The 24,062-nt window shown below is 67.7% G+C and carries 24 protein-coding genes, 2 tRNA genes and 1 pseudogene; 21 read left to right on the top strand and 6 right to left on the bottom strand.

What is annotated here, in order from left to right; translation table 11 throughout:
- Window positions 1-286 precede the first annotated feature (286 nt).
- The 6 genes from dnaN (at window position 287) to ABD770_RS05995 (ending at window position 8,401) form a co-directional block, all read left to right on the top strand.
- Complete coding sequence (dnaN, locus tag ABD770_RS06020) at window positions 287-1,429, top strand: DNA polymerase III subunit beta (protein WP_344818612.1); 1,143 nt, start codon at window positions 287-289, stop codon at window positions 1,427-1,429.
- Window positions 1,430-1,499: 70 nt separating this feature from the next.
- Window positions 1,500-2,690 (top strand): DNA replication/repair protein RecF, encoded by a 1,191-nt coding sequence (recF, locus tag ABD770_RS06015; RefSeq protein WP_344818611.1) that lies wholly within the window; start codon window positions 1,500-1,502, stop codon window positions 2,688-2,690.
- On the top strand, window positions 2,683-3,168 hold the full coding sequence (locus ABD770_RS06010; protein ID WP_344818610.1) for a DciA family protein: 486 nt from the start codon (window positions 2,683-2,685) through the stop codon (window positions 3,166-3,168). The genes recF and ABD770_RS06010 overlap by 8 nt, the downstream gene beginning before the upstream one ends.
- Before the next feature lie 156 nt (window positions 3,169-3,324).
- On the top strand, window positions 3,325-5,385 hold the full coding sequence (gene gyrB / locus ABD770_RS06005; protein WP_344818609.1) for a DNA topoisomerase (ATP-hydrolyzing) subunit B: 2,061 nt from the start codon (window positions 3,325-3,327) through the stop codon (window positions 5,383-5,385).
- A gap of 61 nt (window positions 5,386-5,446) precedes the next feature.
- Window positions 5,447-7,978 carry a DNA gyrase subunit A gene (gene gyrA / locus ABD770_RS06000; protein ID WP_344818608.1) on the top strand — a complete coding sequence of 844 codons (2,532 nt, stop codon included), beginning with the start codon at window positions 5,447-5,449 and terminating at the stop codon, window positions 7,976-7,978.
- An 18-nt stretch (window positions 7,979-7,996) separates the two neighbouring features.
- Entirely contained in the window at window positions 7,997-8,401 is a 405-nt protein-coding gene (locus ABD770_RS05995) for a DUF3566 domain-containing protein (RefSeq protein ID WP_344818607.1), read from the top strand.
- A 27-nt stretch (window positions 8,402-8,428) separates the two neighbouring features.
- Here the strand turns inward: ABD770_RS05995 and ABD770_RS05990 are convergent, their stop codons facing one another.
- Window positions 8,429-9,142 carry a VIT1/CCC1 transporter family protein gene (locus ABD770_RS05990; RefSeq protein ID WP_344818606.1) on the bottom strand — a complete coding sequence of 238 codons (714 nt, stop codon included), beginning with the start codon at window positions 9,140-9,142 and terminating at the stop codon, window positions 8,429-8,431.
- 83 nt (window positions 9,143-9,225) lie between these two features.
- Between ABD770_RS05990 and ABD770_RS05985 the strand changes: the two genes are divergently transcribed.
- From ABD770_RS05985 to ABD770_RS05965, 5 genes are all read left to right on the top strand, one after another.
- Entirely contained in the window at window positions 9,226-10,602 is a 1,377-nt protein-coding gene (locus ABD770_RS05985; RefSeq protein ID WP_344818605.1) for a sensor histidine kinase, read from the top strand.
- Window positions 10,590-11,297: a response regulator transcription factor gene (locus ABD770_RS05980; RefSeq protein WP_344818604.1), complete on the top strand. Its 708-nt coding sequence runs from the start codon at window positions 10,590-10,592 to the stop codon at window positions 11,295-11,297. The genes ABD770_RS05985 and ABD770_RS05980 overlap by 13 nt, the downstream gene beginning before the upstream one ends.
- The gene (locus ABD770_RS05975; RefSeq protein ID WP_344818603.1) at window positions 11,294-12,118 is read left to right on the top strand and encodes a hypothetical protein; all 825 of its coding nucleotides are present in this window, start codon (window positions 11,294-11,296) and stop codon (window positions 12,116-12,118) included. The genes ABD770_RS05980 and ABD770_RS05975 overlap by 4 nt, the downstream gene beginning before the upstream one ends.
- Window positions 12,119-12,199: 81 nt before the next feature.
- Window positions 12,200-12,276 (top strand) — tRNA-Ile (locus ABD770_RS05970).
- A 528-nt stretch (window positions 12,277-12,804) separates the two neighbouring features.
- A tRNA-Ala gene (locus ABD770_RS05965) sits at window positions 12,805-12,877 on the top strand.
- Between the two features lie 625 nt (window positions 12,878-13,502).
- Here the strand turns inward: ABD770_RS05965 and ABD770_RS05960 are convergent.
- Window positions 13,503-13,577, bottom strand: a pseudogene (locus ABD770_RS05960) (hypothetical protein); the annotation flags it as partial.
- A 282-nt stretch (window positions 13,578-13,859) separates the two neighbouring features.
- Here ABD770_RS05960 and ABD770_RS05955 point away from each other — a divergent pair.
- Window positions 13,860-14,207 carry a PadR family transcriptional regulator gene (locus ABD770_RS05955; protein ID WP_344818602.1) on the top strand — a complete coding sequence of 116 codons (348 nt, stop codon included), beginning with the start codon at window positions 13,860-13,862 and terminating at the stop codon, window positions 14,205-14,207.
- Window positions 14,200-14,616: a DUF1700 domain-containing protein gene (locus ABD770_RS05950; protein WP_344818601.1), complete on the top strand. Its 417-nt coding sequence runs from the start codon at window positions 14,200-14,202 to the stop codon at window positions 14,614-14,616. Before ABD770_RS05955 ends, ABD770_RS05950 begins: the two co-directional genes overlap by 8 nt.
- An 850-nt stretch (window positions 14,617-15,466) precedes the next feature.
- Here the strand turns inward: ABD770_RS05950 and ABD770_RS05945 are convergent.
- Window positions 15,467-15,859, bottom strand: coding sequence for a nuclear transport factor 2 family protein (locus ABD770_RS05945; protein ID WP_344818600.1), 393 nt, complete (start codon window positions 15,857-15,859; stop codon window positions 15,467-15,469).
- A gap of 31 nt (window positions 15,860-15,890) precedes the next feature.
- Between ABD770_RS05945 and ABD770_RS05940 the strand changes: the two genes are divergently transcribed.
- The 5 genes from ABD770_RS05940 to ABD770_RS05920 all read left to right on the top strand — a co-directional run bounded on the left by ABD770_RS05940 (window position 15,891) and on the right by ABD770_RS05920 (window position 20,276).
- Complete coding sequence (locus ABD770_RS05940; protein WP_344818599.1) at window positions 15,891-16,751, top strand: LysR family transcriptional regulator; 861 nt, start codon at window positions 15,891-15,893, stop codon at window positions 16,749-16,751.
- Between the two features lie 324 nt (window positions 16,752-17,075).
- Window positions 17,076-17,603 (top strand): hypothetical protein, encoded by a 528-nt coding sequence (locus tag ABD770_RS05935; RefSeq protein ID WP_344818598.1) that lies wholly within the window; start codon window positions 17,076-17,078, stop codon window positions 17,601-17,603.
- A 144-nt stretch (window positions 17,604-17,747) separates the two neighbouring features.
- Entirely contained in the window at window positions 17,748-18,878 is a 1,131-nt protein-coding gene (locus ABD770_RS05930) for an aminotransferase class V-fold PLP-dependent enzyme (protein ID WP_344818597.1), read from the top strand.
- 78 nt (window positions 18,879-18,956) lie between these two features.
- Window positions 18,957-19,808 (top strand): universal stress protein, encoded by an 852-nt coding sequence (locus ABD770_RS05925; protein ID WP_344818596.1) that lies wholly within the window; start codon window positions 18,957-18,959, stop codon window positions 19,806-19,808.
- Window positions 19,809-19,853: 45 nt separating this feature from the next.
- A complete protein-coding gene (locus tag ABD770_RS05920; protein WP_344818595.1) occupies window positions 19,854-20,276 on the top strand; it encodes an NUDIX hydrolase in 423 nt (140 codons plus the stop codon).
- Between the two features lie 24 nt (window positions 20,277-20,300).
- Here ABD770_RS05920 and ABD770_RS05915 read toward each other — a convergent pair whose 3' ends face one another.
- Entirely contained in the window at window positions 20,301-20,807 is a 507-nt protein-coding gene (locus ABD770_RS05915; protein ID WP_425562736.1) for an aminoacyl-tRNA deacylase, read from the bottom strand.
- Window positions 20,804-21,298 carry a DNA helicase gene (locus ABD770_RS05910; RefSeq protein WP_344818594.1) on the bottom strand — a complete coding sequence of 165 codons (495 nt, stop codon included), beginning with the start codon at window positions 21,296-21,298 and terminating at the stop codon, window positions 20,804-20,806. The genes ABD770_RS05915 and ABD770_RS05910 overlap by 4 nt, the downstream gene beginning before the upstream one ends.
- Window positions 21,299-21,434: 136 nt before the next feature.
- On the opposite strand from ABD770_RS05910, the gene ABD770_RS05905 reads away from it, so the two are divergent.
- Both ABD770_RS05905 and ABD770_RS05900 read left to right on the top strand, forming a co-directional pair.
- Window positions 21,435-21,992: a peptidylprolyl isomerase gene (locus ABD770_RS05905; RefSeq protein WP_344818593.1), complete on the top strand. Its 558-nt coding sequence runs from the start codon at window positions 21,435-21,437 to the stop codon at window positions 21,990-21,992.
- A gap of 18 nt (window positions 21,993-22,010) precedes the next feature.
- Window positions 22,011-22,898 (top strand): rhomboid family intramembrane serine protease, encoded by an 888-nt coding sequence (locus ABD770_RS05900; RefSeq protein ID WP_344818592.1) that lies wholly within the window; start codon window positions 22,011-22,013, stop codon window positions 22,896-22,898.
- A 95-nt stretch (window positions 22,899-22,993) separates the two neighbouring features.
- On the opposite strand, the gene ABD770_RS05895 is transcribed toward ABD770_RS05900, so the two are convergent.
- Window positions 22,994-23,233: a cell division protein CrgA gene (locus tag ABD770_RS05895; RefSeq protein WP_344818590.1), complete on the bottom strand. Its 240-nt coding sequence runs from the start codon at window positions 23,231-23,233 to the stop codon at window positions 22,994-22,996.
- Between the two features lie 37 nt (window positions 23,234-23,270).
- Between ABD770_RS05895 and ABD770_RS05890 the strand changes: the two genes are divergently transcribed.
- A complete protein-coding gene (locus ABD770_RS05890) occupies window positions 23,271-24,056 on the top strand; it encodes a class E sortase (RefSeq protein WP_344818589.1) in 786 nt (261 codons plus the stop codon).
- Window positions 24,057-24,062 lie beyond the last annotated feature (6 nt).

The following is a 24,062-nucleotide window of genomic DNA, read 5'->3' as shown; positions in this document are numbered from 1 at the left end:
GGCCGCGATACTCCCGCAACCCGCGAATTCCTCAGGGTCTCCACATCTCACACGTGTGTAGTTTCCTACTCTCCGCTGCTATCCACCGACTTATCCACAGATTCCACAGCTGTTAACACCGTTAAGAGATCTTCAGAGGAATGGGGTTCTCCGATCACCGGACGGATGTGGACGACATCCGTGATCCGTTCGGATCCCCGTAGCGGATGCGCCGCCGTGTGCGGCTAGCATGGGATCGCCTGCAGTGGGCCCACTGCGACAGGTGAAGTGCAACGAGGGAGCGCCCGTGAGGTTCCAGGTCAACCGCGACGTGTTCAGTGAGGCTGTGTCCTTCGTCGTCAAACTGCTGCCGCAGCGCAACCCTCAGCCCATCCTCGCCGGCGTGCTCATCGAGGCCGCGTCCGAGGGTCTCACCCTGTCGGCCTTCGACTACGAGGCGTCCGCGCGCACGACCATCGAGGCCACCGTCGACGATCCCGGCACGATCCTCGTGCACGGCCGACTGCTGTCCGACATCGCCAGCAGACTTCCCAATGCGCCCATCGAGGTCGCCGTGGAGGAGGACGGCGGCATCGCCGTCACCTGCGGGTCGGCGCGCTTCACTCTTGCCGCCATGCCCGTCGAGGAGTATCCGTCCATCCCCGAGGTCACCGGTTCGACGGGTGTCGTCCCCGCCGAGGAGTTCGGCACGGCGATCTCGCAGGTCGCCTTCGCCGCATCCCGCGACGACGTGACCCCCGTGCTCACGGGCGTGCAACTGGAGGTCTCCGGCACCACGCTCAGCCTTGTCGCGACGGACCGGTACCGGGTGTCGCTGCGCGATGTGCCCTGGGACGGCGACGGCGCGGACCAGACCGCACTCGTCCCGGCGCGCACCCTCACCGAGGTCGGCAAGACGTTCGCACACGCCGGTAACATCCAGATCGCGTTCTCCGGCGAGGGGGATCGTGAGATCATCGCGTTCACCTCGGGCAACAAGACCGTCACCTCGTTGCTCATCAAGGGGAATTTCCCACCGGTCCGTCGCCTGTTCCCCGAACAGACCGACCACTACGCCGTCGTGAACACGGGAGAACTCATCGAAGCCGTCCGCCGTGTCGCGCTCGTGCTGGATCGCTCGGCGCCCCTGCGCTTCACGTTCACGACTGACGGCGTGACGATGGACGCCTCCGGCAGCGAGCAGGCTCGCGCCTCGGAGTCCGTCGATGCCCACCTCACCGGTGGCGACGACGTGACCCTCGGGCTCAACCCGCAGTACCTGCTCGAGGCGCTGGGCGCGGTCAAGAGCGAGTTCACCCGCGTCACGTTCACCTCGAGCGACAACGCGAACAAGCTCAGCCCCGTGCTGGTGACCAGCCAGACCTCCGTCGACCAGGCCGGCCTGGACTCCTTCAAGTATCTGCTCCAGCCCAACCTGCTGCTGCGCTGAGCTACTGCTGCTCCGGCCCGCGAGAGGCGTCGGCCCGGGTGCTGTCGCACCCGAAGGATAGGCTGATGCGGTGATCGTGGAGCACCTGAACCTGGTCGACTTCCGCAATTACGCGACCGCCGACCTGACCCTGCATCCGGGGCCGAATGTTCTCGTCGGCAGCAACGGACAGGGCAAGACCAACCTCGCAGAGGCGGTGGTGTTCCTGGCGACACTGGGTTCGCATCGGGTCTCCTCGGATGCTCCGATGGTGCGTGACGGCGCGGAGTCCGCGATCGTCCGCGCACGGCTCGTGCACGGCAGCCGCACCGTGCTCGTCGAGGTGCAGATCAACAGGCACGGCTCGAACCGGGCCCGCATCAACGGATCACCGGCGAAGACCAACGAGCTGCCCCGTTACGCGCATGTCGTGCTGTTCGCGCCGGAGGACCTGCAGATCGTGCGGGGAGACCCGGCCTCGCGCAGAAGATTCGCGGATCAGCTGCTGATCCAGCGCACGCCGCGCATGGCCGGGGTCATCGCCGACTATGAGCGGGTGCTGCGCCAGCGCACGGCACTGCTGAAGTCGGCCAGAGCCCGCGGCATCCGCGGCGAGGGCCTGTCCACGCTCGACGTCTGGGACGACAAGCTCGTCTCGCTGGGCTCGGAGATCATCCATGCGCGGCTGCGGCTGGCATCAGACCTGCAGCCGCCGCTGGCCGAGGCGTACAGTGCGATCGCCGGGGCCGACCACAGCCCGCAGTTGGAGTGGGCGATGTCCGTACGGGGCGGGGATCCCGAGGAATCGCCGGATGAGGACCCCGACACGGATGCCGTGAGCGCCGCGCGCGAAGGGATCGAGGAGCAGTTCCGGGCACGCCTGGAGGCGAAGCGCAGCAGGGAGATCGACCGTGGCCTCACGCTCGTCGGTCCGCATCGCGACGACCTCGTGCTGCGCGTGCGGGATCTGCCCGTGAAGGGGTATGCCTCCCACGGCGAATCCTGGTCGGTCGCGCTGGCGCTGCGACTGGCCTCGGCGCAGCTGCTGCGGGCGGAGTCCCCCGCCGGCGATCCCGTGCTCATCCTCGACGACGTCTTCGCCGAGCTGGACGCCGACCGACGGCGCCGACTCGCGACCATCACCGCCGGTTACGAACAGGTCGTCGTGACGGCGGCCGTCGAAGCCGACATCCCCGAGGAGCTGCACAGGCACGTCGTGCGCATCCATGCCGGTACCATCAGCGACGAGAGGACCAGGGAGCCGGAGGTGGACGATGACTGACCCGCAGCCGCCCGAGACCATCGCCACCTATCTGCGGCTGCGCGGCCTCAAGCCCAGCTCGAAGAACTGGAGGCGCCGCAGGCGCGTGGCCGTCGACGATGACAACGCGCCGTTCACGAAGGGGCGGGATCCCGGTACCCTCGGCGACGTTCTCGCGCAGCTGACCAGGGATTCCGGCTGGGAGAGGACGCTGGCGGCGGAGGACCTCGTGCGGCAGTGGGCCGAACTGGCCGGAGCCGACACCGCGAAGCACTCCGAGCCGGTGTCCCTGGAGCGCGGTGTGCTCACCGTCAAGTGCGATTCCACCGCGTGGGCGAAGAACCTGCAGTTCATGCGGTCGGTCATCATGACGGAGATCGGTCGTCGGTATCCGGATGCCGGCGTCGAGAACCTGCGATTCATCGGACCGGACGTCCCGTCCTGGAAATGGGGGGTGCGAGTCGTTCCCGGACGGGGCCCGCGTGACACCTACGGGTAGGACATCACGGCCCGGCCTCCAAGCGCTCAGAAGCGCATACACGGCCTGTGAGCGGCATGTCGGCCTGTAAAACCCGCTAGAATGACAGGGTCCTTTCGATGTGGAGAATCCTTTCTGATGACGCCTGAAACCCCTGCCGACGCGAACGATCCTGCGATGGACTCAGCGAGCCGAGGGGGTGCGGGACAGGACGCGTCCGCATCGTCCGAGTCCGCTCCCGACCCGCACCGGGTCCCCGGCGACTACGGTGCCGACGCCATCCAGGTCCTCGAGGGGCTCGAGGCCGTCCGCAAGCGGCCGGGCATGTACATCGGCTCCACGGGGCCGCGCGGCCTGCATCACCTCGTCTACGAGATCGTCGACAACTCCGTCGACGAGGCGCTGGCCGGCTACGCCGACAACATCGAGGTGACGATCCTCGCCGACGGCGGCATCCGCGTCGACGACAACGGCCGCGGCATCCCCGTCGACCCGCATGCGTCCGACCCGACGAAGTCGACCGTCGAGGTGGTGCTGACGATCCTGCATGCCGGCGGCAAGTTCGGCGGGGGCGGATACGCCGTCTCCGGCGGTCTGCACGGGGTCGGGTCCTCGGTCGTCAACGCGCTGTCGTCCCGGTTCGACGTCGAGATCAGGCGCAAGGGGCACGTCTGGCGGCACAGCTTCGCGAACGGCGGGGTTCCGCAGCAGAAGCTCATCAAGGGCGAGGAGACCGACGGCACCGGGACGATCATCACGTTCTGGCCGGACCCCGAGATCTTCACCGAGACCGTCGAGTTCGACTACGAGACGCTGCGCACCCGCTTCCAGCAGATGGCGTTCCTGAACAAGGGGCTGCGCATCGCCCTGCGCGACGAGCGCCCGGCATCCGCCTACGAGGTCGACACGGAGGACGGCGCGAGCGTCACCAGGCAGCCCTCCGACGTGTTCCTCTACGAGCGCGGACTCGTCGACTACGTCGAGTACCTCAACCGGGTGCGCAAGGCCGAGGTCGTCAACGACGAGATCATCGATTTCGAGGCGGAGGACACCGAGCGCAAGATCTCCCTGGAGATCGCGATGCAGTGGACCGCCTCGTACACCGAGAACGTGTTCACGTACGCGAACACCATCAACACCCACGAGGGCGGCACGCACGAGGAGGGATTCCGGGCGGCGCTGACAGGGCTGATCAACCGCTACGCCCGGGCCAACAACCTGCTCAAGGAGAAGGACGACAACCTCTCCGGCGAGGATGTCCGCGAGGGGTTGACCGCGGTCATCTCCATCAAGCTCGGCGAACCGCAGTTCGAGGGTCAGACCAAGACCAAGCTCGGCAACACCGAGGCGAAGACGTTCGTGCAGAGGATCGTGCACGAGCAGCTGGGCGACTGGCTCGACCGCAATCCCGCGCAGGCCAAGAACATCATCCGCAAGTCCATCGACGCCGCCACCGCGCGTCTCGCCGCGCGCAAGGCGCGTGAGACGGCCCGGCGCAAGAGCGTGTTCGAGTCGGCGGCGATGCCCGACAAGCTCAAGGACTGCACGAGCAAGGACCCCTCGATCAGCGAGATCTTCCTCGTGGAGGGGGATTCCGCCGGCGGCTCGGCCGTGCAGGGCCGCGACCCGCACACGCAGGCGATCCTCGCCCTGCGCGGCAAGATCCTCAACGTCGAGCGGGCGCGACTGGACAAGGCGCTCAGCAACAAAGAGGTCCAGGCCATGATCCAGGCCTTCGGCACCGGCATCGGCGAGGACTTCGACATCGACAAGGCGCGGTACCACAAGATCGTGCTGATGGCGGACGCCGATGTCGACGGCCAGCACATCACGACGCTGCTGCTCACGCTGCTGTTCCGCTACATGCGCGGTCTCATCGAGGCCGGCTTCGTGTACCTCGCTATGCCGCCGCTGTACCGGCTGAAGTGGACGAACTCCGCGCACGAGTACGTGTACACCGACCTGGAGCGGGATGCGCTGCTGAAGGACGGGCTCGCCAACGGCAAGCGGCTGCCCAAGGAGGCCGGCATCCAGCGGTACAAGGGTCTGGGCGAGATGAACCCGAAGGAGCTGTGGGAGACCACGATGGATCACACCACCCGCACGCTCCGCCAGATCACCATCGACGACGCGGCCGCGGCCGACGAGATCTTCAGCGTGCTGATGGGGGAGGACGTCGAGTCGCGACGCACCTTCATCCAGCGCAACGCCAAGGACGTGCGGTTCCTTGACATCTGAGTCGCTCTCACGCCCACGCCGTTCATCGCGGCGCTGACACAACTTCAGTACGGAAAGACACATGACTGACGAAGAACGCCCCGAGCCGATCCACGAGCACGGCCGCATCGACCAGGTCGACCTGCAGTCCGAGATGCAGCGCAGCTATCTCGACTACGCCATGGCCGTCATCGTGGGGCGCGCGCTGCCGGATGTGCGCGACGGCCTCAAGCCCGTGCACCGCCGGGTGATCTACGGCATGTACGACGGCGGCTACCGTCCCGACAAGAAGTTCTCCAAGTGCGCCCGCGTGGTCGGCGAGGTGATGGGGCAGTACCACCCGCACGGCGACTCCGCGATCTACGACACCCTCGTGCGTCTCGTGCAGCCGTGGACGCTGCGCTACCCGCTGGCCCTCGGTCAGGGGAACTTCGGCTCCCCCGGCAACATGGGCGCCGCCGCCCCACGGTACACCGAGACGAAGATGTCGCCGCTCGCCCTGGAGATGGTGCGCGACATCGAGGAGGAGACCGTCGACTTCTCGCCGAACTACGACGGCGAGACGCAGGAGCCGGACGTCCTCCCGGCGCGGTTCCCCAATCTGCTGGTCAACGGCTCCGTCGGCATCGCCGTCGGCATGGCGACCAACATCCCGCCGCACAACCTGCGCGAGGTCGCGGCCGCCGCGCTGTGGGCGCTGGAGAATCCCGGACTGCCCCGCGAGGAGCTGCTGGACGGGCTGATCCAGCGCATCCCCGGGCCGGACTTCCCCACCGGCGCGCAGATCCTCGGCGTCAAGGGCATTCACGAGGCGTACCGTACCGGCCGCGGATCGATCACCATGCGGGCCGTCGTGGAGATCGAGGAGATCCAGGGCCGCACGTGCCTGGTCGTCACAGAGCTGCCGTACCAGGTCAACCCCGACAACCTCGCCGTGAAGATCGGCGAGCTGGCGCGCGACGGGAAGATCAGCGGCATCGCCGACATCCGCGACGAGTCCTCCGACCGCACCGGTCAGCGCCTGGTGATCGTGCTCAAGCGCGACGCCGTGGCGAAGGTCGTGCTGAACAACCTGTACAAGCACACCCAGCTCCAGGACAACTTCGGCGCCAACATGCTGGCGATCGTCGACGGCGTCCCGCGCACCCTCGCGCTGGACGGGTTCATCACGAACTGGCTCGACCACCAGCTCGACGTCATCGTCCGGCGTACGGGGTTCCGGCTGCGCAAGGCGCAGGCCCGCATGCACATCCTGCAGGGATACCTGAAGGCTCTCGACGCGCTCGACGAGGTCATCGCCCTGATCCGCCGCTCCCCCACCGTCGACGAGGCCCGCGAGGGGCTCAAGGCGCTGCTGGAGATCGACGACGACCAGGCCGAGGCGATCCTGCAGATGCAACTGCGCCGTCTGGCCGCCCTGGAGCGGCAGAAGATCATCGACGAGGCGACCGAGCTCGCGGCGCGCATCGCCGACTTCAAGGACATCATCGCCACCGAGGCCCGCCAGCGCGAGATCGTGCACGCCGAACTGGGCGAGATCGTCGACCGTTTCGGCGACGAGCGCCGCACGCACATCCTGCACGGGTTCGACGGCGACATGTCGATGGAGGACCTCATCCCCGTCGAGGAGATGGTCGTCACCATCACCCGTGAGGGCTACATCAAGCGCACCCGCAGCGACAACTACCGCTCACAGCATCGTGGCGGCAAGGGTGTGAAGGGGGCGCAGCTGCGTGCCGACGACCTCGTCGAGCACTTCTTCGTCACCACCACCCACCACTGGCTGTTGGTGTTCACCGACAAGGGCCGGGTCTACCGCACCAAGACGTACGAGGTGCCCGAGGCGGGACGCGACGCCAAGGGACAGCATGTCGCGAACCTCCTCGCGCTGCAGCCCGAGGAGAAGATCGCCCAGGTGCTCGCGATCAGCGACTACCAGGCGAAGGACTACCTGGTGCTGGCCACCCAGGGCGGGCTGGTGAAGAAGACCCGTCTGAGCGAGTACGACACCAACCGTCAGGGCGGCGTGATCGCCATCCGGATGCGGGAGGGCGACGAGCTCGTCAGCGCCAAGCTCGTCAACGCGGATGAGGACATCCTCCTCATCAGCGCGAAGGGCATGTCGGTGCGCTTCCACGCCACCGACGACGCCCTGCGCCCGATGGGTCGGGCGACCGAGGGCGTGCGCGGCATGAAGTTCAAAGACGAGGCGGACTGCCTGCTCTCGGCATCCGTCGTCGCCGACGACGCGTACGTCTTCACCGTCACCGACGGCGGCTACGCCAAGCGCACCTCGGTCTCCGAGTACAAGGTGCAGAAGCGCGGCGGAACCGGCATCAAGGTGGCCAAGCTGAGCGATGAGCGCGGTGTCCTCGCGGGCGGCCTGGTCGTCGCCGAGGAGGACGAGGTCTTGGTGGTTCTGTCCAGCGGCAAGGTGGTACGCTCTGCCGTGGCCGAGGTGCCCGCCAAGGGCCGCGACACCATGGGAGTCGTGTTCGCTCGAATGAAGGGCGATGACCGCATCCTCGCCGTCGCGCGCAACAGCGAGCGCGGCATCGATGACGAGGACGAGACGGAAGACGAGACCTCTGCGCCCGAGACCCCCGAAGCCTGACCCGAAGAGAGCCGAGCAATGAGCACAGTCGCAGACAAGCTGGCGAAGAAGTCGACCCGCAGGACCAGCGGCAAGCAGGTCCGGCTGCGTCTGGTCTACGTCGACTTCTGGTCTGCGGTCAAGCTGTCGTTCCTGGGGGCGGTGGCACTGGCGATCGTCACGATGGTGTCGTTCTTCCTCATCTTCATGGTGCTGCAGGCCACGAACGTGCTCGCCCAGACGGGCGAGTTCCTGGACACCCTCACGGACGGGGCGGTCGACCTGCAGAGTCTGGTGGGTCTGCCTCAGGTGATGGCGTTCGGCGCCGTGGTGTCGATCCTCAACCTCATCGTGTTCACGGTGCTCGGCGCCGTGGTCGCCGGCATCTACAACCTGGCGGTCAAGGTGACCGGCGGGCTGCTGGTCGGCTTCATGTCGAACTGATCCGGCGCACGGTCACCCGCCGCTCGGTCACACCACGCCCGTGGTGCCCAGCAGGGTGCCGATGAGCCATGTCGCCAGCAGCGCCAGCGCCCCGCCGAGCACGAGACGCGCCGATGCCCGGACGGGGCTGGCACCGCCCACGCGGGCGGAGATCCACCCGGTCAGGGCGAGGGCGAGGAGCACGGCCGTGAAGGTGACGGGCACCCGCCACCCGGCGGGCGGCAGCAGGATGGCCAGCAGCGGCAGCAACGCACCGATCGTGAACGAGATCGCCGAGGACACGGCGGCGTGCCACGGGTTGACCAGGTCGTCCTGGTCGATGCCCAGCTCGACCTCCAGGTGCGCGGCCAGCGCATCATGCGCGGTGAGCTCGGTGGCGACCTGACGCGCTGTGCTCTCGCTGAGCCCGCGCTCACGGTACAGCAGGGTCAGCTCCTCGAGCTCCTCGTCGGGCATGGTGCGCAGCTCCTCGCGCTCCTTGTGGATGAGCGCCCGCTCGCTGTCGCGCTGACTGGACACCGACACGTACTCGCCGAGCGCCATCGAGATGGCTCCGCCGACGAGGCCGGCGAGCCCGGCGATGACCAGGGCGGTCGTGCCACTGGTCGCACCGGCGACGCCCACCACCAGAGACGCGACCGACACGATGCCGTCGTTGGCGCCCAGCACTCCGGCCCGCAGCCAGTTCAGGCGCTGGCCGAGCCCGGTGCCGTGCGGTTCGTCGCCGTGCGCATCCGTCATCCTGTCAGTGTAGGGAAAACCCGAACCCGCGCCTACGGACGCCTCCGTTCCGCCCGAGACGCCTCGCCCGTAGCGTGGAGGCCATGACCACGAATCCGACTCCACCGCCCCCGGCACCGCAGCCGCCGTCGTATACGCCGCCGGCGGCGTCGGCGGCCGCGCCGTCCGCATCATCGGTACCGGCGTCGCCCGCGGCATCCGCGACGCAGACGGATGCCGTCAAGCCGCCGCTGCGCATCGTCCTGACGATCCTCGAGCTGGCCGCCCTCGGTGCGGCGGGCTCGGCGGTCCTCGGCGTCCTCGCCGCCGCCCTCGGGCTGGGACTGGGGATGCTGTTCGTCTTCGGCGTCGGGATCTTCGTCCTGCTCGGGCTCGTGTACGGCCTGTACGGGGTGGCGTGGTTCGAGGTGCGTCGCGTCGGCGGTCTCTACGGCGGGCAGCTGCCCGATCTGCCATGGCGGCCGCAGACGCACCCCGGCTTCGGCGGGTGGTTCCGCACCGTGAGTCGCCAGTCGGTGGACGGGCGGATGTGGCGCGTGCTGCTGAACTTCGTGCTGGCCTGCGTCGCCGGCACGATCGTGCTCCGGCTGTTCTGGGGCATCGTCTGGTCGGTGTTCTTCGCCTTCTCGGAGGCGAGCGGCCAGAGCATCGTGGCGGGTCCGTTCGGCGCCGCCATGTCCGCCGAGTGGGCGCCGCTGGTCGGCATCCTCGGTGTGCTGGCCGCGGCCGCCGGCATCGTGGGCCTCGCCCTGCTGCACCGGCTGCTCAGCCGCACGCTCGTCATGCCCGACCGGGAGGCGGAGCTCAGCGCCCAGGTGCGCACGACATCCGCGCAGCGCGCCGGGGCCGTGCGCGCGGCGGAGCTGGAGCGCACCCGCATCGAGCGCGATCTGCACGACGGCGTCCAGCCCCGGCTGGTCTCGGTGGGCATGACCCTGGGCCTCGCCCAGCAGAAGATCGACTCGGACCCCGCCGCCGCGAAGGCCCTCATCGGCGAGGCGCACACCTCGACCAAGGCCGCCATCACCGAGCTGCGTCAGCTCGCCCGCGGCATCCACACCTCCGTCCTCGACGATCGCGGGCTGGACGCGGCGCTGTCGGCGCTCGCCGGCCGCTCGCACATCCCCGTGCAGCTGGACGTGCGCATCGACCCGAGTGCGAGCGGTGCGGCCGCGTCCTGCCGGGATGCCGAGGCGGCCGTGTACTTCGCGATCGCCGAGTCGCTGACCAACGCCGCCAAGCACTCCCGTGCCGGGGAATGCCGGGTGCTCGTGCGCAGCCGCGAGGGCGCGCTGTGGGCGCGCGTCGAGGACAACGGCCTGGGCGGCGCGCAGGTGCAGCCCGGGGGCGGACTCGACGGCATCACGAACCGCATCCTGGCCGCCGGCGGAACCTTCCGCCTGGACAGCCCGGCCGGCGGGCCGACCAGCCTGGAGGTGACGGTGCCATGCGCATCCTGATCTGCGAGGACTCGGTCCTCCTCCGCGAAGGCCTCGTGCGACTGCTGGAGGACGCCGGCGACGAGGTCGTGGCCGCACTGGCGGACACCGACGGCCTGCTGGATGCCGTCGTGGAGACCGAGCCGGAGCTGTGCATCCTGGACGTCCGGCTGCCGCCGACCTTCACGGACGAGGGCATCCGCGCCGCCCTGGAGATCCGCGCCGCGTATCCGTCGCTTCCTCTGCTGGTGCTCTCCCAGTACGTGGAGGAGCGCTACGCGAGCGAGCTGATCGCGTCGCAGTCCGGGCAGGCGCGCGGCGGGGCGCTGGGTTACCTGCTCAAAGATCGGGTCACCGACGTCGCCGAGTTCATCGACTCGGTGCGCAGCATCGCCGCCGGCAGCACGGTGCTGGACCCGGAGGTGGTGGCGCAGTTGCTCACCCGCCGCAATCACGACGAGCGGATGCAGCGGCTCACCGAGCGCGAGAGGACGGTGCTCGCCCTCATCGCGGAGGGCAGGTCAAACAGTGCCATCGCCACCACGCTGTTCCTCAGCGAGGCCAGCGTGGAGAAGCACATCACCGCCATCTTCCAGAAGCTCGGGCTGGAACGCGAGGACGGGAACCGGCGGGTGCTGGCGGCACTCGCGCACATCGAGAACATCGGCACCGCCGTGACGGATGCCGGCAACGACGACCAGGGAGGCAGGCGATGAACGGCACGACGAAGAGGAGCGTCGGCGCACTGACCGTGCTGCTGGCGGTGTTCGGCGGGGTGGTGCTGCTGGGAACGGGGGCGACCGCCGCGGTCGCCGGTGCGCACCAGCTGGACGCGCGATCGGGATCGCTGGAAGCGGATGCCGAAGGCGTGAACTCCCTGGACATGGACGTGAGTGCCGCGGACGTGCGGGTGGAGTTCCGCGGGAGCGCCGCCGATGCGGAGCTGCGCATCGAACAGGGTTCGACGTCGGGATGGTCGCTGACACGGGACGGGGACGAGCTGACTGTGCGGGGGCCGCGGCAGGCCTTCGAGCTGTTCCGTCCGGACTGGGTGCGCGGGGGCTGGTTCGACAAGGACCCGAGGGTGACCCTCGTGCTCCCGGAGTCCCTGGAGGGACTGGACGCCGACCTCACCCTCAACGCGGGGGCGCTCGCCGTGGACGGGGCCTTCGACGAACTGGGCGTCCGTCTCAACGCCGGGTCCCTCACCGTCACCGGCGAGACGCGGACCTTGACGGCGCAGCTGAACGCCGGCAACGCGAGGATCGACCTGGACGGGGTGCGCAGCGCCTCGTACACGGTCAACGCCGGGAAGATCGAGTCGACCCTGCGCTCGGTGCCGGATGCCGTGGATGTGCGGGTCGCGGCAGGGCGCCTCGAACTCCTGCTCCCGGATGCGGCATACGACCTGCGGCGTGAGGAATCGGCGGGAACGCTCCGCAGCTCGCTTCGCGAGGACAGCCGCAGCGAGCATCGCATCCGGGCGAGTGTGACGGCGGGAACCGTCGTGCTGGAGCCGAGCGGATTCGGCGACTGAGCCGACGTCGAGCCCGGCCCTTCGGGGTCGGGCTCGATTCGCTTTTCACCCGTTTCTTCCGGTAAAGTCTTGGAGGTTGACGGGGCTATAGCTCAGGCGGTTAGAGCGCTTCACTGATAATGAAGAGGTCCCAGGTTCAAGTCCTGGTAGCCCCACCACAAGGTCGACACCCTCCCCCGGATCTCTGCGGAAGTCCGGGGGTTCTTCGTCTCGATCCGCGGTGACTGTTGCCCGACCCCGCGCAGGGGAGCGCAACGCCGACGAGAGCACCCGGGAACCTGCGTTCGGCTCTCATCTCGGGCTCGGTCGAGTACGACTCCGATGATCTGAGGAGTCGTGAGGCCTTCGTGCTGACACCCGGGCTGGGACTCTTCCCCGGGGCGCAGTCGTTGCAACCGATCAATCCGTTCGGCGATTCGGCGCCGGACACCTGGGGACGCAAGGTCCAGAACAGGGCGGCCGGCCGGCGGCTGGATGAACTCGCACTCATGTTCGGCGTGAACGACGAAGGGCGCCAGGGAGCGACGCGCTTCTGGGAGGACGGCGTCGCGATCGCCGCCGGAGAGGGCGTGCCCGTCGAAGCGGACCGGGCTGAGATCATCCGCGTCGTCGACCTGCGGGGTGCGGATGCCGTGCGTTCGACGCGCTGTGATGCTGGTAGGCTTTATGCCGCCCCTCGGGGTGTCGGGGCCTTAGCTCAGTTGGTAGAGCGCCTGCTTTGCAAGCAGGATGTCAGGAGTTCGAATCTCCTAGGCTCCACCCAAAGTGTCTTACGGGAACTCGCGACATTGAAAGATGTTGCGGGTTCCCGTTTGGCGTCTCCGGGGTCGTCGTTCGTGCTGTCACTGTCGTCCTCGGCGCGCATACCCTCGCGGATGATCGTCGCGAACGGTTCCGCGAGCTGCGGGCGCAGCTCCTCGTCTTCCGTGATGTCGATGCGCGTGTAGAACGCTTGGTTCGCGAGCCTGTGGTCGGCGTCGTCTGAGCGTGCGTAGGCGTGGTGGGCGTCGGTGAGGAGTCGCAGGCTGTCGTGGAGGAACGCGCGCCCGCCGGACTGGTGCTCGTCGTGCTCGGCGAGCTTCTGGTTCACGTCCGCGAGGCCCGCCCGGATGCGGTCTTGGTGTCGCTTCAACGTGGCCAGGTCGATGGCGTCGGCGAAGTGCGCCGCCAGCAGCTTGTCGGACTTGGTTTCGAGGCGTTCCCGGTTCGCCATGAGGTCGGCGATTTCCTGATCCCGACCCGCCATGCGCTTATCAAACGCCGCATCCACCTGCTTCGCGAGGTTGCTATAGGTGCCGTCGCTGATCGTGATGCGCGCGTAGGAGTCCGCAACGAGGCGTTCCGCGACCGCGACCGGAACCGCTCGCCTGGTGCAAGGGGTCTTCTTCGCGGCGCGGCCCGAGCAGATGAAATAGGCGTAGGTCGTGCCGCGCGGGTTGGTGGCGAAGTCGAGGAGCATCCGCGACCCGCAGGTGCCGCAGTAGAGCAGCCCTTTCAGGTGGTGGGCGTGCTGGACGTGCCGGGTCTGCTTGGCCGCAGAACGTGCACGTCTCGCGGACGAGGCTAGTGCCCGCAAACGCCACGGCTCTGCACGCGACCGCAACTTCGGAATGGGCAAGGATCCGCTCGGCGATGGAATCTCGCGTCGACTGTGACGCCAACCAGGCGGCTGTCCACGTGATGGGCGGGCATAATCTTCGACTATGTAGCAGTACTGACTAGATTGCGATACTGTTTAGTCATGGAAGTTGACTCGTGGCCCTCAGAATGGCTACGCGGCGTGCTCGGGCCAGCAGTTCTCTCGATCATTTCCGAAGGTGAGACTTACGGCTACTTGATCGCGCAGCGCCTCGAGCAGGGCGGGCTGGGGCAGGTAAAGGGTGGCACCCTGTACCCACTCCTGGCCAGGTACGAAGCTGCGGGTCACCTCGTCGCCACTTGGCAAGATGGCGACGGCGGCCCCGGACGTAAGTTCTTCAAGATCACCGATCAAGGCCGGGACGAGCTGGCCCGCATTCGCGGGAGATGGGCAGAGTTTTCACGTCTCGCAAGCACGATCATTCACTCTTCAAAGGAGCACCGTGACTAACGAACGAGCAAGCGAGTATCTCGACGAACTCCGGCTCTCACTGGAACTGCAAGATACTCATGAAGACCGCATCGCTGATGTTCTCCGCCAGGTAGAGAGTCACATCGCCGACACGCATGAAGACCCATATGACAGCTTCGGCTCGCCCCAGGACTACGCGAAGCAATATGCACCGTCGAGTGCTCCGATACGATTCTGGCCACTTGTGGTCGCGTCGGTCCTCCTCGCGGTAGCGGGCGGCTGGTTCCTGAGTAAGGGCATCATCGATCTCGTTGGCGGGCGGCCGCTTCTCTGGGGCATCGAGCCGCTCTGGGGCGTCGTGGTCGGCGCGTTGCTGCTCGTCGCATGGGTTGTGGTGCTGACGGTGGCAGCGCAAGCTCGACGGACTCGCGTCCAGTCTGGGCATTGAATCTAGCGAGTCTTGGCCCACACGGTTCCGCGATGCACTCCGAACTGACGTGACACCTCCTTAACGCTGACGCCTTGAGCGAGGAGTGTTCGCATAGCGTCCACTTCCTTGTCGGTGAGGCGTGTTCGAGGTCGTCTACTTGGTTCCGCCGCTGCGTCGATTAGGTGATCGTCGGCGGTGCCTGTGGCCTCGGCATCATCGCGGGTGCCTTGATTCCATGTGGAAACGAGCTTCTCAACCCGTGGTCGTCTGTTCCCGCAACGCTCCATTGCTTCCACAGTGTGGTGACTCGGGACATGGGTCTCGGATGAGTTGCGAGATGTGTCACAGGTGGCAGCCCGGCCATCGTCCGGGCTCCCGTTGTGTGTGGTGCATTCTGCCTGCGCGGCGGAAGCTGATCTTCCCGTCGGCGGTAGTCGACCGGGGCTGGGGGACGACGCTGATGCGGGAACAGCGACGTTGAGAGGTTTCGACGTCACCAGGCAAGCGGCGGAAGTGCGCGAGTCGATCAGTCCGACCGGGCAGTTCGCGGCTGTGGACGATATGTTGACCGGGCGAGAGAACCCCTGCTCCAGGCCAAGCTACGACGAGTCCGGCAGCCAAGTCGGGTTGCTGACGAATCACTTGGACGTTTCGCTCTGACCGATGCCGGCGGACCTCGTACGTCGGAGTACTCGGGCGGATGCGTCGCCGCCTCGATATCGCAATGAGACCAGCCGACCGCATCGGGCAGCTATGTCGACCACGTACTGCCATGACCGTCGCCAGGGGCGTCTCGTGCAGCTCCCGGACACGACAATGGCAATCGGATCTGCCCATCGTGCGCGTCACGGCCTCTTGGTAACAGTGTTCAGGCAAATATCGGCCGCGGATCGAAAGTCGCGCGAACCGCGACGATTCGCCCATTTTCAACGTGGGTCCAGTTAGCGACCTGCATCGGAGCCTTACCACCGATTTGGAGTTCCGACCAGGTGACGACATCTTCATCGGATGCCAGACGCAGCCGTACGACGTTCGACGTCGTCGCAGCAAACATTCCGGCGAGACCTTCCAGGAACTCTTCCGGGCCGCGCGTGGAACCGAGAGCTCCATCGAAGGTTACGTTCGAATGCAGGAGATCGCGAAGCGGCTCCGGGTCTCCGGCCGCCCAGCACTCGAAGTAGAGTTCGGCGATGGTCGCTGGTGTCATCCCTGAGGTGTTCATGCTTGTATGCTCGCTGTTCCCGGAATAGAAGTAAAACATCTGATATTTATGTGAACTAGCATTTCTGCTTATGGAACTGCATCAACTCAGGTACGTCGTCGAGGTCGCACGTCTCGGCTCCTTCACCGAAGCTGCGCGTTCCCTTCATGTCAGCCAATCCGGTGTTTCCGCCCAGGTGGCGAAGCTTGAACGCGAACTCCGCGTTTCGCTCTTCGACCGATCCACGCGCACCCCGCGGCTCACACTCGAGGGGCGGACGATGATCCCGACGATGCAAGCCGTACTCGCTGGAGTCGACAGCATCGAGCGTGTGAGCGACGAACTGAATGGGCTCGTTCGCGGAAGTGTGCGGATCGGCACAATCATCGGTTGCACGATCCCGGGTTTCCTCGATGGATTCGCGGAGTTCCGTGCAACCTACCCTGGGGTGAGCGCGACGTTGGTCGAAGACGACTCGGAGCCATTGATCGAGGGGTTACTACGGGGTGAACTCGACGTGATCTTGGTCGCACACTGCGAACCGCTTCCAGCGTCGTTCGCCAGTTTGATGTTCGTCGATGAGTGCATCTGCGTCGGGGTGCCGGAGGGCCATCCATGGTGCCAGATCGATGCGCTCGATATGCGTGAACTTGCGGAAGTCGACGTCATTACGCTCGCGGCCGGCACTGGCATCCGTGCCGCACTAGAGCTCATGGGCCAGGCGGCGAAGTGCGACATTCAACCTGCTGTCGAAGCGCATTCCCCTGATACCGCGCTTGGGCTCGTTGCTCGAGGCGCGGGTGTTGCTGTGCTCGCTGAGTCGATGATCGGCCCGCCGCTCAGGGCTGTTCCTTTGCGCAATGCAGCACATGCCGCGCTTTCGGTCGCAGTTCGCCAAAGCCCCGGGCCCGCCGCCCGCGCACTGTTCGACGTTCTCTGCCGGACGCTCTAGGCGACGAGATCTGCGATCCGGTACGCGATGGAGGACCGCTCGGCGATCGACAGACCGCTTTCGCTTCGTTCTTTCACGGTTGATTCGCGAGACATGTCACAGGTGAGAGTCCGGCCGTCGGCCAGGCGCCAGTGCGCGGAGTCGGACTGCCAGGTTTCGTTGGGTTGGGCTGCGGCGCTACCCGAACTCGCTGAATGGGCTCGCGAAGCCGGCGCGGATCACGATGGTGCGCCTCGCCGCCGAACCAGGGGTTTGTATCATGTGGGCAACAATGATCACCAATCCCCAGGAGTCATCATGGATCACTTGCCCACTCGGGAACGCATGAGAATCCCCCATTCCCTCGCCGTCCGCGTGGCGGCGCCGCTGGCGCTGTGCGGCCTGCTGCTGACCGGGTGCTCTGGTGGCGGGGAACCCGCCGACCAGCCCGGAACGACGAGTCAGGAGGGCGACGCGGCACCGGAGGGCGCCGCCGAGGTCCCCGATGCCGATGCGGACGAGGGGCCCGCGGGGGATGTGGAGGTCGGTCTGGGTGACGTCAAGGTCGGCACCAAGATCCCCGACGGGTTCCCCGAAGACCTGCCGCTGCCCGAGAAGGCGCCGACATCCGTGGTGACGGTCGGAGAGGGCGGTGGAACGGTCGGCGGCGGCTGGGCCCTCAACTACGACGGCGTGAGCATGGCGGAGGTCGAGCAGATGCTCCAGGATGCCGAGACCGCCGGTTACACCCTGAACGGCCCGTTCGAGAACGGGTCCTCCAACATGTGGAACCTCAACGACGGCGAGACCGGCGTGCTGGTCGTCTTCTCCGAGCAGGCCAACCTGAGCATCACGGCCACGAAGATGCCGTGATGGCGGGTTCATGTGGCGCGACACGTCGCCTCTTCCCAGGGATGTGACTGATCGCGCCACATGAGCTGGTGCGGCAGCCTCGGGAGGGTTCCGTCTTGTGGAAGCCCTTTACCGGAACCCCTGCGCGGTGCCACCCTGGGAGGCATGAGCCTTCCCCACGCCGACGTCGATCCGGACGGACTGCTGGAGTACTCGGTGGTCTTCACCGACCGATCCCTCAACCACATGTCGCAGCGCTTCATCGGCGTCATGCAGCAGACCCTGACCATCCTCCGCGACACGTATCGCGCTGACGGCGTCGCGGTGATCAACGGCGGCGGCAGCTACGCCATGGAGTCCGTCGCCCGCCGGCTGACCACCGGCCGGAAAGCCCTCGTCGTGCGCAACGGGCTGTTCTCCTACCGCTGGTCGCAGATCCTCGAGGCCGGGCCGGTCGCATCCGCCGTCACCGTCTGCGCCGCCCGACCCGATGGCGACGGCCCGCAGGCCGCCTGGAGTCCCGCCCCCAGCGCGGAGGTCGTCGACGCGATCCGCGCCGAACGTCCGGATGTCGTGTTCGCGCCGCACGTGGAGACCGCGGCCGGCATCCTCCTCCCGGACGACTACGTGCGCGCGCTCGCCGCGGCCGTCCACGAGGTCGGCGGGGTGTTCGTGCTGGACTGCATCGCCTCCGGGGCGATGTGGGTCGACATGCGCGCCCTCGACGTCGACGTGCTGCTCAGCGCGCCGCAGAAGGGGTGGAGCGGCACCCCGGGGACCGGGTTCGTCATGCTCAGCGAGCGGGGGCGGGATGCCGTGGCATCCGGCGTTCCCGGCAGCTTCGCCCTCGACCTGAGCCGCTGGCTGGCCATCTCCGACGGCTATCGCGACGGCGGTGCCGGCTACCACGCGACCATGCCCACCGACTCCATCGCGCGCAACCTCGTGCAGATGATCGAGACCCGTGATCGCGGCCTCGAGACGCTGCGTGCGGCGCAGATCGAGCTCGGCGGACGGGTGCGGGAGCTCCTGGCCGAGCGCGGGCTGCCCTCCGTGGCCGCCTCGGAGTTCGCCGCGCCCAGCGTCGTCGTCGTGCACACCGCCGATCAGGGTCTGCGCACGGGCCGCCGGTTCGCCGAGCACGGCCTGCAGATCGCCGCGGGCGTGCCGCTGCACTGCGGGGAGCCGGAGTCGTTCTCCACCTTCCGGATGGGACTGTTCGGCCTCGACAAGCTCGGCGATATCGACGGCACGGTCGCCCGGCTCAGGACCGCGCTGGACGCGATGGGCGTGTGAATCCGGCCGACGGGACCGGCACGGTGCGGATCCGGCCGTGACTGGATAGAGTGAGGCCACCACGGACGGGAGCCCGAAATGACCGACAAGATCATCGTGGGCGTCACGGATGCCTCCGGAAGCCGCCGGGCCGTCGACTGGGCGGTGGAGCGGGCGCGCGCCCGCTCGCAGAGCATCGAGCTTCTGAGTGTCGTCGGCGGTGCGGTCGGCATGGTCGGTGAGGGCATCGTCATCGACGCCGCCCTGACCGACACCGAGCGGCTGCTCACCGCCGAGGCCGAACGCCTCACTGCCGGCGGTGTGACGGTGACCACCCGCGTCGAGCTCGGCGATCCCGTCGCGGTGCTCTCCGCCGCATCGGAGGACGCCGTGCTGCTGGTGATCGGCAGCGACTACCGAGGCCCCGGACAGGGGCCAGCGCGCGGCTCGCACGGCATCCGCCTCACTGCCGCCTCACACTGCCCCGTCGTCGTGGTCCCGGACTTCGACCTCGATGCGGACGAGGAGCGCCACGGTGTGGTCGTGGGTGTGGACGGCTCGGCGGTGTCCGAGGCGGCGATCGCCTTCGCGGCGGCCGAAGCGGACCGCCTGGGCGAGCCGCTGACGGCCGTGATCGTCTGGACGCCGATCTCCGCCCCGCGCAATGCCCTCATGGCCAGCCCTCAGGCGTACCGGGAGGGCATGGAGGAGAACGCTCGACAAGCGCTCGCGCTGTCGCTGGCGGGCCTGCGCGGCACCTACCCCGACCTGCGGATCGAGGAGGCCGTGGCCGAGGGCTTCCCCTCCGTCATCATCAACGAGCTCGCCGGCAGCGCACGGCTGACGGTCGTGGGCAGCCGCGGGCACGGCGCCGTGCGCCGCTTCCTGCTCGGGTCCATCAGTCACGAGGTGCTGCAGCGGTTGGCGTCGGTCACGGCGGTGGTCCGCTGACGCGGGAATCCGGATGCCGGGGTGGCGCGCGCTACTGTGTGAAACATGGATCTGCGTGTGGCGGCATACGCGGTCGTCACCGACGACCAGGACAGGATCCTGCTCGCACGCTGGACCGAGGGGCGCCGAGTGGCCTGGACCATGCCCGGCGGAGGTCTCGAGGAGGGCGAGGATCCCGAGCTCGCCGTGCGACGTGAGCTGCGCGAGGAGACCGGGTTCCGCATCGAGACCACCGCGCTGCTCGGCATCCACTCCCGTGTCATTCCGGGCTCCCAGCGCTTGCACAAGGCGGGGTCACCGCTGCACACCCTGCGCATCGTGTACCGGGCGGAGATCACCGGCGGGCACCTGCGGTTCGAGACCAACGGGTCCACCGACATGGCGGCGTGGTTCACGCTCGAGGAGGTGGCCCGACTTCAGAGGGTGAAGCTCGTGGACATCTCGCTGCGGATGGCCGGCATCCTCTGAATCCGGCCGCCGCAGCCGGCCGCCCTAACGCTGCGACTCGGGAACGGAGATGTCCGCCACGGTCGCACCGTAGGAGGCGATCAGCGCGTCGGCGTCGACGAACAGGCTGTAGCCGTGCGCACCGGCGCCCATCGCGACCCGGCGCCCGACGATCGACTCGTCCGCGTACACCGGCCAGTCGGTGCTGCTGCCGATCGGCACGATCGTGCCGCGCTCGTACCCGGTCGCAGCCAGCGCCAGGTCCGGTTCGGGCAGGCGCAACCGGTTCACGCCCACGACGGCGCGCAGCTTCGGCCAGGAGATCGAGCGGCCGCCGGGCACCAGCGCGAACAGATACGAGTCGTCGTGGCGCTTGACCACCAGCGTCTTGACGATGTCGGAGGGCTCCAGGCCCAGCAGCTTCGCGGCCTCCTGCAGACTGCCGGCGGCCGGACGCTCCCGGATGTCGATGTCCAGACCTCGAGCGGATGCCGCGACGCGGACACGCTCGAGCCCGTCGGCTCTACCGTGGCCGTCGGTCGATGCTGTCACGCGTCGGGAGCGGACAGCGGGTCGTCGGCGACCCACAGCTCGTCGTCCGCGCGCAGTGCCTGCCAGGCGGCGACCACCACACCGATCGCCGCCGCGGCGCCGAGCACGAGCGCGATGAACGATCCCAGGCCGAGGCCCTTCTTCCGCGGCGCGGGCGCGACACGGGTCACGGCGCCGTGCCGCTTGGCGTTGGCGACGTCCCACGCCGACAGCGCCGTACCGACCACACCGCCCACGATCGGGACGACCTTCTCGTCGACGACGTGCCTGCCGATCCGCAGCCCGCGATCCACCGTCGGGGCGACCTTACGCGCGTAGGCGTCCTGCACGACCGGTACGATCCGCTCACGGTTGAAGTTCCCGAGCTGGCGGCCGGCTTCGCGGGCGATTCCCGCCGCCTGGCCCACGAGCACCTGCTGCGCCTCCCACAGCTGCCCTGCATCGTCCTGTAGCTTGCGCAGCTCCTTCTTGCGCCTGCGGCTGAGGTTCACGTTGCTCTCCCGTCGGTCGGAGTCCGTAGGTGTCTCATCTTGCCATGCGAGGCTGGAAGCGGGCAGGGTCTGGCGCATCCGTCCGACTTGTGCGAATATCTGCACCCGCACAGCAGGCCTCTGCGAGAATATGACCATGCCTCATGCTTCTCACGTCGCAACCCTGCACACCAACCACGGCGACATCGTCATCAACCTCTACGGCGATCACGCGCCGAACACCGTCGCCAACTTCGTCGGCCTCGCCGACGGGACCAAGGAGTGGACCCACCCCGCCACCGGCAAGCCCGGCGAAGGTCCGCTGTACAAGGACGTCATCTTCCACCGCATCATCCCGAACTTCATGATCCAGGGCGGCGACCCGCTCGGCCAGGGCACCGGTGGTCCCGGCTACAACTTCAACGACGAGATCCACCCCGAGCTGAACTTCAACGAGCCCTACATGCTCGCCATGGCCAACGCGGGTCTGCGCCGCAACGCCATCACCGGCAAGGCCGAGGGCACCAACGGCTCGCAGTTCTTCATCACCACCGACCCCACCCCGTGGCTGCAGGGCAAGCACACCATCTTCGGCGCCGTCGTCGATGACGCCTCCAAGGCCGTCGTCGACGCGATCTCCGCCGTTCCCACCGGTGCCGGCGATCGCCCCGTCGAGGCGGTCGTGCTGCAGTCCGTCGACATCGTCAAGGCCTGAGAGCACGGGCCGACCCGGATGACGACTCCAGAGTTCACGAGCAATCGCGACAACTTCTGCTACCGGCATCCGGGTCGGCAGAGCTTCGTGCTCTGCCAGCGCTGCCTGCGCACCATCTGCCCGGAGTGCCAGACCCAGGGCCCCGTCGGGGTGATCTGCCCGGAGTGCATGAAGGCGCAGCGCAAGGCCCAGTCCCCCGCCCAGCGGCGGGCGAGCCGACGGTGGCGCGGTGGTGCGGTGGCGATGGCCGGCCGCAGCGGTCGGCCGGTCGTCACGTACGCGCTGCTGGCCGTCACCGCTGTGATCGGGCTGCTCCAGCTGCTCCCGCGCGTGGGCGGCGCGATCACCGACCTGCTGCTGTTCGCGGCGGCGTACATCTATCCGGACCTCTCCGGCGCCCCGTTCGAGCCCTGGCGCATGCTGACCGTGCTGTTCGTGCACGGCGGTTTCATCCACCTCGGGCTGAACATGCTGGCCCTGTGGATGCTGGGGCAGATCCTCGAACCCATGCTGGGCCGCGGCCGCTACCTCGCGTTGTACCTGATCAGCGGGCTGGGCGGATCCGTCGCCGTCGCGCTGCTGGCACCCGGCGCTCCGACCGTCGGCGCATCCGGCGCCCTGTTCGGGATGATGGCGGCCCTGCTCATCATCGGCCGGCATCTCGGAGCCAACGTCACCGGCATCCTCGTCGTGCTCGTGATCAACTTCGTCTTCGGGCTCGTCGTCGGCGGCATCTCGTGGCAGGCGCACCTCGGCGGGGTGGTCGTCGGCGCGCTGATCTCGCTCATCTACGTGCGCACCCGCCGCCGCGAGCAGCGGATTTGGCAGATCGCGCTGCTGGCCGCTCTCACCGTCGTGCTGCTGGTGGTCGTGGAGTTCGTCGGGCGGATGCTGCTGCTGGCCTGATCAGAGGTTGTTCACAGAACCGTCCGACCCTGTGAACAACATCCGTGTAATTCTCCCCACCTGTGGACAGGCCTGTGGATAACTCTCTCGGCGGGTCAGCGCCAGCGCGTGGTCATGAGGAAGCCGATCAGGGCGATGCCCAGCCCGATGCCGAGGTTCCAGCCGCCGAGGCCGGGGATCGGGAACTGCGAGCCGGAGATGTAGTACACCAGGATCCAGGCGAGACCGAGCAGCATGAAGCCGACCATGACGGGCTTGAACCATACGGCGTTGGGCGCGGCCTGGTCGCCTTCGGGACGGTCGACGGGCTCTTCGGGTACGCGAGATCGTGCCATGCGGTTCAGTCTAGCCGGGGCGAATAGACTTCCCCCTATGCATGCTGTCGCTCCCGCCCGGCACTCATCGCGCCCGCGGCGTCGATCAGGGGCGACGTTTAGCGGGGTGCTCGGCGAGCTCCTGCTCACGGCCGGGGTGCTCGTGCTGCTGTTCGTCTCCTGGCAGATGTGGATCGGCGACATCATCATCGGGGCCCAGAACAACGAGAAGGGCGCCGCGCTGTCCGAGCAGTGGGCCCAGGCACCCGCGCCGGAGCCGCCGCCCGTCGTGGAGACCGAGCCCGACGGCACGGTCGTGTACGAGCCGCCGGTGCGTCCGCATCCGGCGGATGCCGAGATCTTCGCCAACATGCTCATCCCCCGCTTCGGGGCCGACTACAACGTGCACATCGCCGGCGGCACGAGTCGCGCCCGCACGCTCGACAGGATCGGCATCGGCCTGTACACGCAGTCGAAGATGCCGGGAGAGGTCGGCAACCTCGCCCTGGCCGGGCATCGCACCACGTGGGGGAAGCCGTTCAACCGGATCGACAAGCTCAGGCTGAACGACGCGATCGTCGTCGAGACGCTCGACGGCTGGTACACCTACCGGTTCCGCACGCTGGAGTACGTCCGGCCCACCGAGGTCGACGTCCTCGCCGATGTGCCGCAGCAGCCCGGGGTGCAGACCGGGGAACGGTACATCACCCTCACCGCGTGCTCCCCGCTGTACTCCCTGGCGGAGCGGATCGTCGCCTATGGGGTGTTCGAGAGCTTCCAGCCGCGCGCCGAGGGGCCTCCCGCCTCCCTCGCCCCCGTCGAACCCGCCTCCCCGTCACTGTAAGGAGAA

Origin of the sequence: Microbacterium soli, from assembly GCF_039539005.1 — a bacterium.
Taxonomy (GTDB): Bacteria; Actinomycetota; Actinomycetes; order Actinomycetales; family Microbacteriaceae; genus Microbacterium; species Microbacterium soli.
This window is presented reverse-complemented; position numbering and strand designations above follow the sequence as displayed.